The organism is Caballeronia sp. GAWG1-1 (assembly GCF_023631465.1).
Classification (GTDB): Bacteria; Pseudomonadota; Gammaproteobacteria; order Burkholderiales; family Burkholderiaceae; genus Caballeronia.
On record NZ_JALQDB010000032.1, the window covers coordinates 401,481 to 416,642 of the forward strand.

General features: G+C 60.9%; 12 protein-coding genes and 1 pseudogene. 11 read left to right on the plus strand and 2 right to left on the minus strand.

The window, feature by feature from the left end:
- Nucleotides 1–80: 80 nt before the first annotated feature.
- Nucleotides 81–1,802 carry a ubiquinone-dependent pyruvate dehydrogenase gene (gene poxB / locus NCT03_RS23025; protein WP_250494047.1) on the plus strand — a complete coding sequence of 574 codons (1,722 nt, stop codon included), beginning with the start codon at nt 81–83 and terminating at the stop codon, nt 1,800–1,802.
- A gap of 113 nt (nt 1,803–1,915) precedes the next feature.
- Complete coding sequence (locus NCT03_RS23030) at nt 1,916–2,779, plus strand: alpha/beta fold hydrolase (protein ID WP_244831361.1); 864 nt, start codon at nt 1,916–1,918, stop codon at nt 2,777–2,779.
- Here NCT03_RS23030 and NCT03_RS23035 read toward each other — a convergent pair.
- Nucleotides 2,776–3,456 (minus strand): RibD family protein, encoded by a 681-nt coding sequence (locus tag NCT03_RS23035; protein ID WP_250494048.1) that lies wholly within the window; start codon nt 3,454–3,456, stop codon nt 2,776–2,778. The two genes, NCT03_RS23030 and NCT03_RS23035, sit on opposite strands and share 4 nt — an antisense overlap.
- Nucleotides 3,457–3,626: 170 nt before the next feature.
- On the opposite strand from NCT03_RS23035, the gene deoC reads away from it, so the two are divergent.
- From deoC to NCT03_RS23075, 8 genes are all read left to right on the plus strand, one after another.
- Nucleotides 3,627–4,637, plus strand: coding sequence for a deoxyribose-phosphate aldolase (gene deoC, locus NCT03_RS23040; RefSeq protein ID WP_250494049.1), 1,011 nt, complete (start codon nt 3,627–3,629; stop codon nt 4,635–4,637).
- A gap of 32 nt (nt 4,638–4,669) precedes the next feature.
- Nucleotides 4,670–7,060 (plus strand): aldehyde dehydrogenase family protein, encoded by a 2,391-nt coding sequence (locus NCT03_RS23045; RefSeq protein ID WP_250494050.1) that lies wholly within the window; start codon nt 4,670–4,672, stop codon nt 7,058–7,060.
- A 73-nt stretch (nt 7,061–7,133) separates the two neighbouring features.
- Nucleotides 7,134–7,607, plus strand: coding sequence for an RbsD/FucU family protein (locus tag NCT03_RS23050; protein ID WP_244831365.1), 474 nt, complete (start codon nt 7,134–7,136; stop codon nt 7,605–7,607).
- Nucleotides 7,604–8,536 (plus strand): ribokinase, encoded by a 933-nt coding sequence (rbsK, locus tag NCT03_RS23055; protein WP_244831366.1) that lies wholly within the window; start codon nt 7,604–7,606, stop codon nt 8,534–8,536. Before NCT03_RS23050 ends, rbsK begins: the two co-directional genes overlap by 4 nt.
- Entirely contained in the window at nt 8,533–9,576 is a 1,044-nt protein-coding gene (locus NCT03_RS23060) for an ABC transporter permease (RefSeq protein WP_250494051.1), read from the plus strand. The genes rbsK and NCT03_RS23060 overlap by 4 nt, the downstream gene beginning before the upstream one ends.
- Nucleotides 9,577–9,639: 63 nt before the next feature.
- Nucleotides 9,640–10,644 (plus strand): autoinducer 2 ABC transporter substrate-binding protein, encoded by a 1,005-nt coding sequence (locus tag NCT03_RS23065; RefSeq protein WP_250468013.1) that lies wholly within the window; start codon nt 9,640–9,642, stop codon nt 10,642–10,644.
- Nucleotides 10,645–10,699: 55 nt separating this feature from the next.
- Complete coding sequence (locus tag NCT03_RS23070) at nt 10,700–12,229, plus strand: sugar ABC transporter ATP-binding protein (protein ID WP_244831368.1); 1,530 nt, start codon at nt 10,700–10,702, stop codon at nt 12,227–12,229.
- Nucleotides 12,226–13,287 carry an ABC transporter permease gene (locus NCT03_RS23075; protein WP_244831369.1) on the plus strand — a complete coding sequence of 354 codons (1,062 nt, stop codon included), beginning with the start codon at nt 12,226–12,228 and terminating at the stop codon, nt 13,285–13,287. Before NCT03_RS23070 ends, NCT03_RS23075 begins: the two co-directional genes overlap by 4 nt.
- A 54-nt stretch (nt 13,288–13,341) precedes the next feature.
- Here the strand turns inward: NCT03_RS23075 and NCT03_RS23080 are convergent, their stop codons facing one another.
- Complete coding sequence (locus NCT03_RS23080) at nt 13,342–14,067, minus strand: DeoR/GlpR family DNA-binding transcription regulator (RefSeq protein WP_244831370.1); 726 nt, start codon at nt 14,065–14,067, stop codon at nt 13,342–13,344.
- A 189-nt stretch (nt 14,068–14,256) separates the two neighbouring features.
- On the opposite strand from NCT03_RS23080, the pseudogene NCT03_RS23085 reads away from it, so the two are divergent.
- Nucleotides 14,257–15,084: pseudogene (locus NCT03_RS23085) on the plus strand (DNA-binding protein); the annotation flags it as partial.
- Nucleotides 15,085–15,162 lie beyond the last annotated feature (78 nt).

Consider the following 15,162-nt stretch of genomic DNA (forward strand, 5'->3'; position numbering starts at 1 on the left):
TGTCAGCGTGCACTGTGATATTTCTTCTGTCTAAGTACACGTGCAACCGTCCAACGAACCTGTATGTCATTGGAGTGAACATGGCCAAAAGCACCATCGCCGATTATCTGGCAAAGACGCTTGCCGCTGCGGGCGTCGAACGCATCTGGGGCGTGACGGGCGACAGCCTCAACGGGCTTGCCTACAGCCTCGATAAAGTCGGGTCTATTCGTTGGATGCATACTCGCCACGAAGAAGCCGCGGCCTTTGCCGCGGGCGCGGACGCAGCTTCTTCCGGCAAGCTCGCCGTCTGCGCGGGCAGTTGCGGTCCCGGCAATCTGCATCTCATCAACGGGCTTTACGACTGTCATCGTAACCAACAGCCCGTGCTGGCCATTGCCGCGCATATTCCATCGACGGAAATCGGCCTCGGATACTTTCAGGAAACGCATCCGCAAGAGCTCTTCAAGGAATGCAGTCACTTCGTCGAACTGGTGTCGAACGCATCGCAGTTCCCGCGCGTGCTCGAACGTGCGATGCGCGCGGCGCTCGATCAACGTGGCGTCGCGGTAATCGTGCTGCCGGGCGATGTTGCCTTGAGCGACGGACCCGGAGTCGAACCACGGTGGACCGCAAGCGAACCGAGCGCAATCGTTCCAGCCGAATCGCAACTCGACACACTCGCGGCCATGCTCAACGGCTGCGAAGCCGTGACCATCATGTGCGGCAGCGGTGTGGCGGGCTCGCACGACGAAGTGGTCGCGCTTGCCGATACACTCGGAGCGCCGGTCGTGCATGCGTTGCGCGGCAAGCAATTCATCGAATACGACAATCCTTTCGATGTCGGCATGACGGGCTTGATCGGCTTCAGCTCGGGCTATCACGCCATGATGTCCTGCGATACGCTCGTGCTGCTCGGTTGCGACTTCCCTTATCGGCCGTTCTATCCGCCGCACGCGAAGGTCGTGCAGATAGACTGGCGCGGGGCGCAGCTCGGCAAGCGCACGCCGCTCGACATGGGTATTGTCGGCACCATCAAGGAGACGCTCACGGCGCTCTTGCCCAAGCTCACGCGCAAGACGGAACGACGCTTCCTCGACAACGCGCTCAAGCACTATGCAGATGCACGCAAGGATCTCGATCACTACGCGACACCTTCGGCGCCTGGCCGTCCGATTCATCCGCAATATCTCACGAAGCTGGTGGATGACATCGCCGCTGAGGATGCCATCTTTACCGTCGATGTCGGCACGCCCACGTTGTGGGCCGCGCGCTACCTCACGATGAACGGCAAGCGTCAGTTGCATGGCTCGTTCAATCACGGTTCCATGGCGAACGCAATGCCGCAGTCGCTCGGCGTGCAAGCGGCGCATCCGCAACGGCAAGTGGTCTCACTGTCGGGCGATGGCGGTTTGTCCATGCTGCTAGGCGATCTCTTGAGCGCCATTCAGTTGAAGCTGCCGATCAAGGTCGTCGTGTTCAATAACAGCTTGCTCGGCTTCGTGTCGATGGAGCTCAAGGCGGGCGGTTATCTCGACACCAATGTCGATCTCAGCAAGACCGACTTCTCGCAGATTGCGAAGGGCGCGGGCATATGGTCGGTGCGCGTGGAAGAGTCGGAGCAACTGGAGGGCGCATTGCGCAATGCCTTCGCGCACGACGGCCCCGCGCTCGTCGATGTCGTCACCGCCAAGCATGAATTGGCGATGCCGCCGACCATCGAGCTATCGCAAGCGAAGGGCTTCAGTCTCTACATGCTGCGCGCTATCTTGAGCGGCCGTGGCGACGAAATCGTCGAGCTGGCGCGCACGAATCTGCGTTAAGCAAGGCAACTGGCCGCGACTCGTATCATCAAAACGGGTTGCAAACAGAGTTGCGGCCGATTTCGCGTTCGTGGTTTATGCTGTCGGACCACATCCAACGCAGACAGCGAGCCATGAGCGATTCATCAGCGGGCGCATTGCCGCTCGACCAGGTTTTCGACTTCGAAGGTCAGGCTATCCGTTATGGCGCGATAGGCGAGGGCGCGCCGCTCGTGATGGTGCACGGCACGCCGTTCTCATCGCAGGTATGGCGGCGGATTGCGCCGGTGATGGCGCGGACGCATCGCGTGCATTACTTCGATCTTCTGGGATACGGCGAGTCGGACAAGCGCGAGGGGCAGGACGTATCGCTCGGCGTGCAGAATCGCGTGCTCGCGGCATTGCTCGATCACTGGAAGCGTGACTGGAAGGGCGCGTTGCCCGACGTGCTCGCGCACGACTTTGGTGGCGCCACTTCGTTGCGGGCCGCGCTACTGAACGGCTGCGTTTATCGTTCCTTGATGCTGATCGACCCTGTCGCGCTGTCGCCGTGGGGATCGCCCTTCGTGCTGCACGTTCGTGAACATGAGAGTGCGTTCGCGGGCGTGCCGCCCTACATACATCGGGCCATGGTCGATGCTTATGTGCAAGGCGCGGCGCATCGGCCGCTTTCGGAAGACGTGCTGCGCATCTACACGCGGCCGTGGATCGGCGAACCGGGACAGGCGGCTTTCTACAGACAGATCGCGCAGATGGACCAGCGTTATACCGATGAAATCGAAGCACGCTTTGGCGATTTGCGTTGCCCCGTGACGGTTCTTTGGGGCGAGGAAGACCAGTGGATTCCAGCGAAACGCGGCGTCGAATTGGCTTCGCGCATTCCGGGCGCGCGGTTCACGCGAGTGGCGTGCTCGGGGCATCTCATGCAGGAAGATGCGCCCGAAGCGATTGTCGGCGAATTGTTGGCGTTCCTCGCGCGCGTGGATGCGCTAGCCTAGTCCTTGCGCTTATAACGCAGCCACACCATGTCGTTATCGAGCGTCTTCGCCGAATCGAGCTTGAGATAAGCGGGCTTTTGCCATTTGTCCATCGCCACTTCGAATGAAGAGGGATGCGCCTCGCGGCCGTCGACGAGCGGCACGATCAGCACGCTGACTTCATCGACGAGTTGCGCATTGACGAACGCGCCCGATACATGCCCGCCGCCTTCGACTATCAACGTGCCAATCTTCAACTCGTGCTCGAGCGTTTCCACGACGCGCGCGAGCTCGATATCCTTCTTTCCGCCGAACACGTAGGACGCGCCGATGGATTGCAGATAGGCGAGGTAGTCGTCATCGACATCTTCCGCGAGCACTTCGACGATATGCGAGTCGAGTGCCGTGTTCGTCTTCCACGTCACGCGGCCCTTAGGGTCGATTGAAATTGCGTACTGGCTTGCGTCGCGTTTGGCGAAATGGTCCGTGCGTTCGATAGGACCTTTGGCGAGGCCACGCGGATAATCCTTGTCCTTGCCGTGTGAGATTTCCTGCATGGTGACGCGGCCGCACGCCCAGGCATCGGCCTTGAAGGTCGCGGCGGTTTCTTCATAACACGGCGATGGAAAGTCGAGATGCCAGCCGTCGGTAAGGCTGCGGCCATCGAGCGAGGACATCATGTGGCAAATGATATGCATGGGGGCTCCAGCGTATGAGAAAGCAAACCGTCCGCAAGCCCCATGCCCTAAATCCTCTCATAGCGCCTCCGAACTTTCCCTATGTTACGATCTTCACAAATGTGATTTAGAATGAGATCAATCTATCAAAACATGTTGTGCGTCGCACAAGACCGCAGCACCCCGATCTCATGCTGGAAACTGCAACGAAGTCCGTCGTCGCGTGGCCCGGGAAAGTCCAAGCCGGGCATGTGAGCGATCGTAATCCTGGCGTGCCCTTCGACCTCTCGTGGCTCGATGGCTTGCGCGTGAATCAGTCCGCCGTGCTGCGCCGCGCGTCCACGCTTGGCACGCGTCGCGCTGTCAAGAAGGACGCACAGGCCGCGTGGCTGCTCAAGGCGATCACCTGCATCGACCTCACCACGTTGAGCGGCGACGACACCACCGCGCGCGTCGAACGTCTTTGCGCAAAGGCGCGTCGCCCGGTGCGAGACGATTTGCTCGAAGCGCTCGGCATGATGCCTGGATCGATCAGGACAGGCGCGGTTTGCGTGTATCACCGCTATGTCAAAGCCGCCGTGAACGCGCTGGACGGGAGCGGCATTCCGGTCGCGGCCGTCTCCACGGGTTTTCCCGCTGGTCTCAATCCGCACGAACTCAAGTTGCGCGAGATAGAGGCCTCGGTGAAGGACGGCGCGGCAGACATCGATATCGTCGTCACCCGTGAGTACGTGTTGACCGGTAACTGGAAGGCGCTCTACGACGAGATGCGCGACTTCCGCGCCGCGTGCGGCAACGCGCACGTCAAGGCGATTCTCGGCACGGGCGACATCCGCACGCTGTCGAACATCGCCAAGGCATCGATGATCTGCATGATGGCCGGCGCGGATTTCATCAAGACATCGACGGGGAAGGAAAGCGTCAACGCCACGCTCGACGTCTCGCTCGTCATGGTGCGCATGATCCGCGAATATCTGGCGCGCACCGGCGTTGCCATCGGCTTCAAGCCTGCGGGCGGCGTTTCGACGGCCAAGACCGCGCTCGAATATCAGATCCTCATGAAGGAAGAACTCGGGCGTGAATGGCTCGAACCGGAGTTGTTCCGCATTGGCGCGTCGAGCCTTCTCGCCGATATCGAGCGGCAACTCGAACATCACGTGAGCGGACGGTATTCGTCGTTCAATCGCCATCCCGTCGCCTGAATCACGCATCACGCATCCAACAGACAGCCCTCATGAGCGTAGCCGAATATTTTTCTTCGATGGAATACGGACCCGCACCGGAAGACGATCGCGCCGTGCGCACGTGGCTCGATCAACACGCCGGCCGTTTCGGTCATTTCATCAATGGCGCATGGCGCGATGACGACAACGCCGAGCGTTTCGAATCGCGCGAGCCGGCGACAGGGCGCGTACTTGCGTCCATCGCGCAAGGCACCGATGCCGATGTTGCGGCTGCCGTGGCGGCCGCGCAAGCCGCGCTCGAAGGCTGGCAAGCGATTGGCGGTGCGGGACGCGCGCGGCATCTCTATGCGCTTTCGCGCATGGTGCAGCGACATGCGCGGCTCTTCGCCGTGCTCGAATCGCTGGACAACGGCAAGCCGATTCGCGAGTCGCGCGACATCGATATCCCCCTTGTTTCAAGGCATTTTCTGCATCACGCGGGTTGGGCGCAGTTGCAGGATCGCGAGTTCGCCGACTGGGCGCCGCTCGGTGTCATCGGGCAAATCGTGCCGTGGAATTTTCCGCTGCTGATGCTTGCTTGGAAGATCGCGCCTGCTATCGCGCTCGGCAATTGCGTGGTGCTCAAGCCGGCCGAATACACGCCGCTTACCGCGTTGCTCTTCGCCGAACTGGCGCATCGCGCGGGCTTGCCGGCAGGCGTGCTCAATGTCGTGACGGGCGATGGCCGCACGGGTGCGGCGCTCGTCGAGCATCCACGTGTCGCGAAGATTGCGTTCACGGGATCGACCGAAGTGGGTCGACAGATTCGCGCGACGACGGCGGGCTCGGGAAAATCGCTCACGCTCGAACTGGGCGGCAAGTCGCCCTTCATCGTATTCGACGATGCCGATCTCGATAGCGCGGTCGAAGGTGTGGTCGACGCCATCTGGTTCAATCAAGGACAAGTGTGCTGCGCGGGTTCGCGTTTGCTCGTGCAGGAAGGCATCGAAGCGGCTTTCGTCGACAAGCTGAAGCGCCGCATGGAGACGCTGCGGGTCGGGACGTCGCTCGATAAAGGCATCGACATGAGCGCTATCGTCGATGACGTGCAACTCGAACGTATTCGTTCGCTCGTCGCCAAGGGCGAAAGCGAAGGCTGCGCCATCTTCCAGCCGTCGCGTCTCACGTTGCCCGAAGGCGGCGCGTTTTTTCCGCCGACGCTCGTGACCAACGTGGCGCCTGCAAGCACGCTTGCGCAGGAAGAGATCTTCGGTCCGGTGCTCGTGACGATGAGCTTTCGCACGCCCGAGGAAGCCGTCGCACTGGCCAACAACACGCGCTATGGTCTCGCGGCCAGCGTGTGGAGCGAGAACATCAGCCGCGCGCTGGACGTTGCGCCGCGCCTGCAATGCGGCGTCGTGTGGATCAATGCAACCAATCTCTTCGACGCAGCCGTGGGCTTCGGCGGATATCGCGAGTCGGGCTTTGGCCGCGAAGGTGGACGCGAAGGCGTCTATGAATACCTGAAACCGCGTGCCTGGGCGAAGCTGCCAGTTCGCGGGGAAATGAAGGCAACGCCGGCACAGCCCGATGCGTTGCTCGATACGGGCAATGTCAGCACCATCGACCGCACGGCGAAGCTCTTTATCGGCGGCAAGCAAGCGCGGCCCGATAGCGGCTATTCGCGGCTCGTGCGTTCGCCGTCGGGCGAGATTGTCGGCGAAGTGGGCGAGGGCAATCGCAAGGACATTCGGAACGCGGTGGCCGCTGCGCGCAGCATGACGAAGTGGACGGCCGCAAGCGCGCATAATCGCGCGCAGGTGCTGTATTACATGGCCGAGAATCTCAGTGCGCGCGCCGATGAGTTCGCAAGGCAACTCGTCACGCGTGGCGGGTCCAGCGAACGCGATGCGAAGCGCGAAGTCGAAGCATCCATTGCGCGTTTCTTTACGTATGCGGCATGGTCCGACAAATTCGACGGAGCGGTGCATGCGCCGCCTTTGCACGGTGTGGCGCTCGCCATGCACGAAGCGCTCGGCGTGATCGGCGTGGTGTGCCCCGACGAAGCGCCGTTGCTCGGCTTCGTGTCGCTGGTGGCGCCTGCGCTTGCGCTGGGTAATCGCGTGGTCGCGGTGCCGAGCGAGACGTGTCCGCTGATGGCGACGGACTTCTATCAGATCGCGGAAACGTCGGATGTGCCAGGCGGTGCGCTCAATATCGTCACGGGCGATGTACGCTCGCTGGCTCAAACGCTCGCGCAGCACGACGATGTCGACGCGCTCTGGTCCTTCCACGGCGCGGCCCTTTCGACGCTGGCCGAACGTGAGTCGGTGGGTAATCTGAAACGCACGTTCGTCGATAACGGTCGCGTGTTCGACTGGCACGATGCATCGAGCGAAGGCTTGCCGTTCTTGCGTCAGGCCGTGCAGGTGAAGAATATCTGGGTGCCGTACGGCGATTGATCGACGGTACGCATGTGAGAATTGAAGGGCGAAGACTTCGGGACGAAGCGCGCCCATGCATGGAGGAGACGCTGTGCTGAAGAATATCGATCCACTATTGAATGCCGACATCCTGTACGCGCTTGCCGCGATGGGACATGGCGACGAAGTGGTGATCTGCGATGCTCATTTTCCAGCTGACTCGGTGGCCCGGAAAACGGTGTTAGGCAAGGTGCTGCGCATGGATGGCGCGAGCGCGCCACGTGCGGTGCGTGCCGTGCTTTCGGTGTTGCCGCTCGATACGTTCGTCGAAGATCCGGCAGGCCGCATGGAAGTAGTTGGCAATGCAACTACTTTGCCTGCCGTGCAACGCGAGGCGCAACGCGAAGTGGACGACGCAGAAGGGCGTGCACAGGCTTTCGCGCCGATCGAACGTTTTGCGTTCTACGAACGCGCCAAGAATGCGTATTGCGTGATAGCCACGGGCGAAGCGCGCGGTTATGGCTGCTTCATCTTCAAGAAGGGCGTGCAGCTCGCTGCCGACGCGTCTGAAGGAGAAGCGCGATGAGCGTGGTCATTCTCGGCATCTACGTCACCGACCTCGCGTTCCGTGCACAACGCATGCCCTTGCTTGGCGAAACCGTGGCAGGCTCGGCGTTTGCAATGGGTCCGGGTGGCAAGGGCTCAAATCAGGCCGTGGCGGCCGCGCGTGCGGGCGCCGACGTGATCTTCTGCACGCGCATTGGCAACGACGCGTTCGGCCAAATCGCACAGGCAACGTGGGCGGCTGAAGGCATCGCATCGCGTGCGACCGTGCTGGACGACATCGCCACGGGTGCCGCGCATATTTACGTCGACGAAAACACGGGCGGCAACGCGATCATCGTGGCGGCCGGCGCTGCGGGCACGCTTGGACCCGAAGACATCGAAGCGATCGAAGCGGATATCGCACGTGCATCCGTGTTCGTCACGCAACTCGAACAGCCGCTGCCCGCTGCGCGTCGTGGTCTCGAACTCGCGCGCAAGCATGGCGTGACAACGGTGTTCAATCCCGCTCCAGCGCTTCCGCTCACCGACGACATCTATCCGCTCTGCGACTACATCACGCCCAATGAAACGGAAGCAACCGCGCTCACGGGCGTGGCGATCGAATCGGTCGATGACGCTCGCCGGGCAGCGGATGTCTTGCTCAAGAAGGGCGCGCGTGCGGTGATCGTCACGCTCGGAGAAAAGGGCGCATTGCTGCATACGTCGGGCGGCAAATCCGAACTCGTGCCGGCCTTCGACTGCGGCCGTGTAGTCGAGACCGCAGGCGCGGGCGACGGCTTCACAGGCGGCTTCGCAGCGGCGCTTGCACGCGGCGATTCGGCGCTGGCTGCCGTGCGCTTCGGTTGCGCGCTGGCGAGCCTTTCGGTGACGCGCGCGGGCACCGCTCCGTCGATGCCGCGTCTCGATGAAATCAACGCTGTGCTCGGCGAAAGGAGCGAGGTGCGATGAAGGGATCGAAGTGGCTCGCCGATCGCCAACTGAACTTTCTGGTCGGCGTGAACTTGCTGGTCGTGATCATCGCGACATGGCTTTCCAAAGGACAGTTTCTCGACATCGACAATCTTCAGTCGATGGGCGGACAGTTGCCCGAACTCGGGCTGCTCGCACTCGGCATCATGCTGTCGATGGTGTCGGGCAACGGCGGGATCGATCTGTCCGGAGTGGGGCTCGCGAATCTGTCTGGCATGGTCGCGGCAATGTTGCTGCCGCAAATGGTCTCGGGCGACGATTCACCGGCGCTCTATACCGGCGTGTTCGTATGCATCGTCGTGGCAATGGGTGCGCTTGGCGGTATCCTAAATGGCGTGGTGATCGCAAAGCTGAGGCTCACGCCCATTCTCTGCACGCTCGGCACGCAACTGCTATTCACGGGTATCGCGGTGGTGCTGAGTAACGGTGCTTCGGTGCGGGTGGAATATGTCGATCCGCTTTCCAACATCGGTAACGGCACCTTCCTGCAAGTACCCATATCGTTGTGGATTTTCGTCGCCGCCGTCTTGTTGCTCGGTTGGATATTGAAGCGCACGCCGTTCGGTCTGCGGCTGTATCTCATGGGCACGAATCCGAAGGCCGCGTTTTATGCGGGCATTCCGCGCACGCGCATGCTGATCGTCACGTATGGTCTTTGTGGCGTGCTTGCATCGCTTGCCGGACTCATCAGCGCGACGCATACGTCGAGCGCGAAATGGGATTACGGCAATTCGTATTTGCTGATCGCAATCCTCATCGCGGTCATGGGCGGCGTGAATCCCGCTGGCGGCTATGGACGTATAGTCTGCGTGTTTCTTGCCGCGACCGTCTTGCAGTTTCTGTCGAGCCTGTTCAATCTGCTCGGCGTGTCGCAATTCTTCGGTGACTGCGCGTGGGGTTTCTTGCTGCTTGCATCGCTTGCATTCGCAGGTGGCGAACGCGTGCGCGCAATCTTCGGTATAGGCGGCGCGAAGCCTTCCAGCAAGGTGCCGCAACCGCCCGCATCGACCGGACGTTGAAACGCTTTTATTTCCCCGTGATTCATAAAGAGACCAAGTGACAGAGGCAAAGGAGACAGCACTATGAAACTCAAGAAAATCACCACCGCGCTCACGGCAATCGCGCTTGCGGCAGGAGCCATTGCAGCCGCGCAAGCTGCGAACAACGAGACCATCGTGACGGTCGTTAAAGTGACCGGCATCAACTGGTTCAATCGCATGGACGAAGGCGTAAAGCAGTTCGGCAAGGACAATCCGAACATCTCCGTGTATCAGACAGGTCCGGGGCGTGCCGATGCCGCGCAACAGCTGAAGATCATCGAAGACTTGATCGCGAAGAAAGTCACGGCGATTGCAGTCGTGCCGTATGATCCGCCGACGCTCGAACCCGCGCTCAAGAAGGCGATGGATCGCGGCATCAAGGTCGTCACGCATGAAGCGGACAACGCGAAGAACACCATGGTGGATATCGAAGCGTTCGATAACACCGCCTACGGTGCGGGCTTGAACGAACGTCTTGCGAAGTGCATGGGAAGCCAGGGTAAGTGGGCCGTGCTAGTGGGCTCGCTCGGCAGCCGCTCGCAAGTGCAATGGGCCGATGGCGGTATCGGCAATGCAAAGGCCAAGTATCCGAAAATGGATCTGGTCGAGCCGAAGCTCGAGACGAATAACGACGGCGAGCGTGCTTATCAGGTCGCGAAGGAAGTGCTGCGCAAGCATCCGGATCTGACGGGCTTTCAGGGCTCGTCGTCGCTGGATGTGATCGGCATTGGCCGTGCAGTGGAAGAAGCGGGCAAGGTCGGCAAGATCTGCGTGTATGGCACGGGCCTGCCGACTGAAGCAGGCAAGTTCCTCGAAAGCGGAGCGGTCAACGGCATCGCGTTCTGGGACCCGAAGCTCGCCGGTCTCGCAATGAACAAGGTCGCGCAGATGTTGGTGGAAGGCAAGACCATCGACAACGGTACGGACCTCGGCATTACCGGATACAACAAAGTCACCGTGAGCAAGGGCCCGGGCAAGGGTGTGATCGTGCGCGGCACCGGCTGGGTCGATGTCGACAAGACCAACTACAAGCAGTACCCGTTCTGATGTGACGTACGCGGCGCGTGGTTCATTACCTCGCGCTGCCTGCTTTCTATAAGCCATGACCAAAGAGACACCGCTCCTCGAAGTCGTCGATATTCATAAGCGTTTCACAGGCGTTTATGCGCTGCGTGGCGTGAGCCTCTCGTTTGAACGCGGGCAGATCTATCATCTGCTCGGCGAGAACGGCTGCGGCAAGAGCACGCTCATCAAGATCATCTCGGGTGCGCAACCGCCCGATGAAGGCGAACTCGTGATCGAAGGCGTGAGACATGCGCGGCTATCGCCGCTCGAATCGCTTTCCGCGGGTATCGAGACCGTTTATCAAGACTTGTCGCTGCTGCCGAACATGAACGTGGCGGAGAACGTCGCGCTCACATCCGAGCTCGCCGAACACAACGGCAAGCTCGCGCGCACGTTCGATCGCCGCGCGCTTGCCGAAACCGCTGCACGGGCGCTGGAAGCCGTGGGCTTGCCGGGCGATGCGGATTTTCAGAAGACGTTGATCGAGCAATTGCCGCTCGCCACGCGGCAGCTCGTGGCAATCGCACGCGCCATTGCCAGCGAAGCGAAGTTTGTCATCATGGACGAGCCCACCACGTCGCTCACGCAAAAGGAAGTGGACAATCTCATCGCCGTCCTCGCGCGTTTGCGTGCCGACGGCGTCGCCGTGCTGTTCGTGAGTCACAAGCTCGACGAGTGCTACGCAATCGGCGGCGAAGTGATCGTGCTGCGCGATGGCCAGAAGATGGCGCAAGGTCCTATCGAAAACTATACGAAGGCGCAGATCAGCGAGCTCATGACGGGCAAGCATCTTTCAACCGAGCGCTATCGCGCGCAAGGGGAAGAAGGCGCATCGCAGATCGTGCTCGACGTGCAGGCGCTCGGGCGCAAAGGCCAGTTCGCCGATGTATCGTTCAAGCTGCACAAGGGCGAGATACTCGGTGTGACGGGGCTGCTCGATTCGGGCCGTAACGAACTCGCGCGCGCACTGGCAGGTGTCGCGCCCGCCGACATGGGCACGGTCACGCTCGACGGCATGCGCGTGCGCCTGCAAACGCCGGCGGATGCGAAGACGCAACGCATAGGCTATGTCCCGGAAGACCGCCTGAACGAAGGGCTTTTTCTCGACAAACCGATTCGCGATAACGTCGTGACCGCGATGATTTCGAGCTTGCGGGACCGCTTCGGTCAGATCGATCGCAAGCGCGCGCAGGAGCTTGCCGAGCGCACCGTGAAGGACTTGCAGATCGCCACGCCCGACGTCGACAAGCCCGTGCAATCGCTTTCGGGCGGCAATCAGCAACGCGTGTTGATCGGGCGGTGGCTTGCCATCGATCCGCGCGTGCTGATCCTGCACGGACCGACTGTCGGTGTCGACGTGGGATCGAAGGACATCATTTACCGCATCATGCAGCGGCTTTCGAAGGAGGGCATCGGCATCATTTTGATCAGCGACGACTTGCCCGAACTGCTGCAAAACTGCGACCGTATCTTGATGATGAAGAAGGGCCGGATTTCGAGCGAGTATCGCGCGGATCGTCTGAGCGAGGCCGAGCTTTATCACGCGTTACTTTCAGAGGCAGCATGAGTATGAGCGAATCCATCCGCCGCACGGGAAGCGAGCCGGTGCCGCAAGCCGTGAGCGACGTCGCGCCGCGCGTGCGCAAGGGCAGTCTTTATGCGCGGCTGATGCGCAATCCCGAGTGGTTCACCCTAGGTCTGATTCTCGTAACGTGTCTGATCGTGGGTGGCCTGAACCCGCGGTTCTTCCAATTCGCCACGTTGTTCGACTTGTTGCATTCGGCGACCACCGTATCGCTCTTTGCGCTGGGTACGCTCGTCGTGCTGGCTTCGGGCGGTATCGACGTGTCGTTCACGGCGATAGCGGCACTCACGATGTATTCGATCACCAAGGCCGTCTTCGCATGGTGGCCGGAGTGTCCGTTCGCGTTGATACTGATCGCGGGCGCGCTGGGCGGCGTCTTGCTTGGCATCATCAATGGCATGCTCGTGCATCGGTTGAAGGCGCCTTCGCTGATCGTGACGATCGGCACGCAGTATTTGTATCGCGGCTTGTTGCTGACTTTCGTGGGCACGCAGTTCTTCATGAACATTCCGCACAGCATGGATACGTTCGGACGCCTGCCGCTCTTCTTCTATCACACGTCCGATGGTTTGCGTGCCGTGTTGCCGGTCTCCGTGCTCGCGCTCGTGATCGCGGCGGTCGTCACATGGTGGCTGCTCAATCGCACGATGATGGGTCGCGGCGTCTACGCGATGGGCGGTAGTCTCACCATCGCCGAACGGCTCGGTTACAACTTGCGCGCGATCCATCTGTTCGTGTTCGGCTATACGGGATTGCTTGCGGGCGTCGCGGGCATTCTGCATGTATCGACCAACCGGCTTGCTAATCCTTTCGACTTGGTCGGCACGGAACTCGATGTGATCGCCGCCGTGATTTTGGGCGGCGCACGTATAACCGGTGGTACGGGAACGGTGGTGGGCACGTTGCTCGGCGTCGTGCTCGTGACGCTCATCAACAGCGTGCTGATTCTGGTGGGCGTGCCGAGCACTTGGCAGAAGGTGATCATCGGCGCATTCATTCTCGTCGCAGGGACGTTGTTCGCGCTCGGACGACGGCAGTAGTGGGTTGGTCGTTCAGAAGCCGCAGAGAGCCCGCATAGCGTTTTGCGGGCTTTTTTACGCGTGCTTGCGTCTGCGCTGCCCTTCCTCGGTGATGACCGAGTCGAACTCGGAAATCTGTGAGAAGCGCACGGCCTTGACCTTGCCGAGCTTGCTTGCATCGACGACGAGATGGCGCTCCACGGCGCTTGCCATGGCCGCCTGCTTGATCGCCACTTCGTGAAAGTTCCAGCACGTCACACCGCGCGCTTCATCCACGCCACCCGCCGACATGAACGCCTTGTTGATGCCCATACGCCTCAGCGTCTCGACGCTTTCATCGCTCGCAAACGATTCGGATGACGGCACATAGACGCCACCAAGAAGGATTAGCCGGACATTGGGCTTGCGGCGCAGAATCTCGGCCACGTTGAGCGAATAGCACACGACGGTGAGATGCATGTCCGTGGGAATCTGCCGCGCAAGCGTGGTGAGCGTGGTGCCGCAATCGATGAAGATGGTCTCGCTATCGGTAAGCAGATGCGCGGCATGGCTCGATGCAATCGCCTTGGCCTGAGCGAAGTGATCCTTCTCTTCCTCGATGGTATAGCCTGCTGCATTGGGCAAATCCGCCGCGCTGACGATATAGCCGCCGAGGTAAGTGAATTGACCGGGATGCGCTGCGATATCGCGGCGAACGGTCATCTCGGAGACGCCGAGCAAGGCGGCTGCATCGCGCAAGCGCATCACGTTCTGCTTTTCGAGCGCGCTTGAGAGCACGCGCAGGCGTTCGGGTTTGGCCATCGGATTACGGCTTTTATGCGGTGTTAGGTTTTAGTCGTGGGTTGAAAGGATTATAACAATGCGGACCGGCGTGTGAACGCTGGCGCGGGTAAGTACGGGGTTGTCCATATGGCCAAGCAGTCGAGCGAGCGTTAATTATCGGCCGCTCTACGTTATATTCTTGCTCCTCCAAGAACTGACCAAACCGCAATGTCCGAACCGCTCTCCGATGACGCACGACTGGCCGCCGCCATTGACCGCCTGAAAGTCGAATTCCCGAAAACGCGCGAGCTCTACCGGGAAGTCTGCACGCTCCTGTTCTTTCGATTCGGCGTGCCGCCGACGGCCAATCGCCTTTACAGCCTGGTTCGGCGCGGCACCATGAGCACGCCGGCATCGGTGCTGGGCGAGTTCTGGGCCGAGTTGCGAGAGAAGAGCCGGGTACGCATCGAGCATCCGGACCTGCCGCCGGATTTGAGCGATGCCGCTGGCGAACTCATCGGCACGCTTTGGACGCGCGCAACTACGTCGGCACAGGCCGAACTCAACGCGCAACGCGAAGAGCTTGACGCGCAACGCACCGAGGCCGAGCAGAAGGTAGTTGCGGCGCGCGAGGAACTGGGGCGCATGGAAACGACGCTGGAACAGCGCACGATTGCATTGTCGGCGGCACAGGCCGAGATTCGCGAGTTGGAGCGGCAACGCGCCGAAGACGCGGCCACGCGAAAGGCAGTCGATGCCGAAATCAAACGGCTCAACGACGAAGCAAGCGCACGCGCCCGAGAACTGGACAAGGTGCGCGAAGGCTTTTCGCGCGATCTCGAGAAGCTGCGCGAAGCGGCGAGCCGCGCCGAGGAGCGTTTGAGAGCATCGGAGAAACGCGCGCTGCTCGAAATCGATCGCGAACGCAGCGTCACGGCCAAGCTTCAAAAGGAACTGGCCGAGGCGGTCAAACGGGCCGACAAGCGCGATGTGGACCATCGCCGTGCCGTCGATGTCTTGCAAGCGCAAGTTGGCGACGGCCGTCATCATGCCGGCGGGGACTGTCAGATTTTTTGTGTTTGAGGCAGTTAAGGCAACCCGCTTTTCAGCGGGTAGCGGTTTGAGGATCTTTCA

Bases quoted from the DNA above. Each gene is read 5' to 3' on its own strand.
- NCT03_RS23045 (WP_250494050.1), top strand. From the start codon at position 4,670: ATGAGCGTAGCCGAATATTTTTCTTCGATGGAATACGGACCCGCACCG.
- NCT03_RS23075 (WP_244831369.1), top strand. From the start codon at position 12,226: ATGAGTATGAGCGAATCCATCCGCCGCACGGGAAGCGAGCCGGTGCCG.
- deoC (WP_250494049.1), top strand. From the start codon at position 3,627: ATGCTGGAAACTGCAACGAAGTCCGTCGTCGCGTGGCCCGGGAAAGTC.
- NCT03_RS23035 (WP_250494048.1), bottom strand. From the start codon at position 3,456: ATGCATATCATTTGCCACATGATGTCCTCGCTCGATGGCCGCAGCCTT.
- poxB (WP_250494047.1), top strand. From the start codon at position 81: ATGGCCAAAAGCACCATCGCCGATTATCTGGCAAAGACGCTTGCCGCT.
- NCT03_RS23070 (WP_244831368.1), top strand. From the start codon at position 10,700: ATGACCAAAGAGACACCGCTCCTCGAAGTCGTCGATATTCATAAGCGT.
- rbsK (WP_244831366.1), top strand. From the start codon at position 7,604: ATGAGCGTGGTCATTCTCGGCATCTACGTCACCGACCTCGCGTTCCGT.
- NCT03_RS23060 (WP_250494051.1), top strand. From the start codon at position 8,533: ATGAAGGGATCGAAGTGGCTCGCCGATCGCCAACTGAACTTTCTGGTC.
- NCT03_RS23030 (WP_244831361.1), top strand. From the start codon at position 1,916: ATGAGCGATTCATCAGCGGGCGCATTGCCGCTCGACCAGGTTTTCGAC.
- NCT03_RS23080 (WP_244831370.1), bottom strand. From the start codon at position 14,067: ATGGCCAAACCCGAACGCCTGCGCGTGCTCTCAAGCGCGCTCGAAAAG.
- NCT03_RS23065 (WP_250468013.1), top strand. From the start codon at position 9,640: ATGAAACTCAAGAAAATCACCACCGCGCTCACGGCAATCGCGCTTGCG.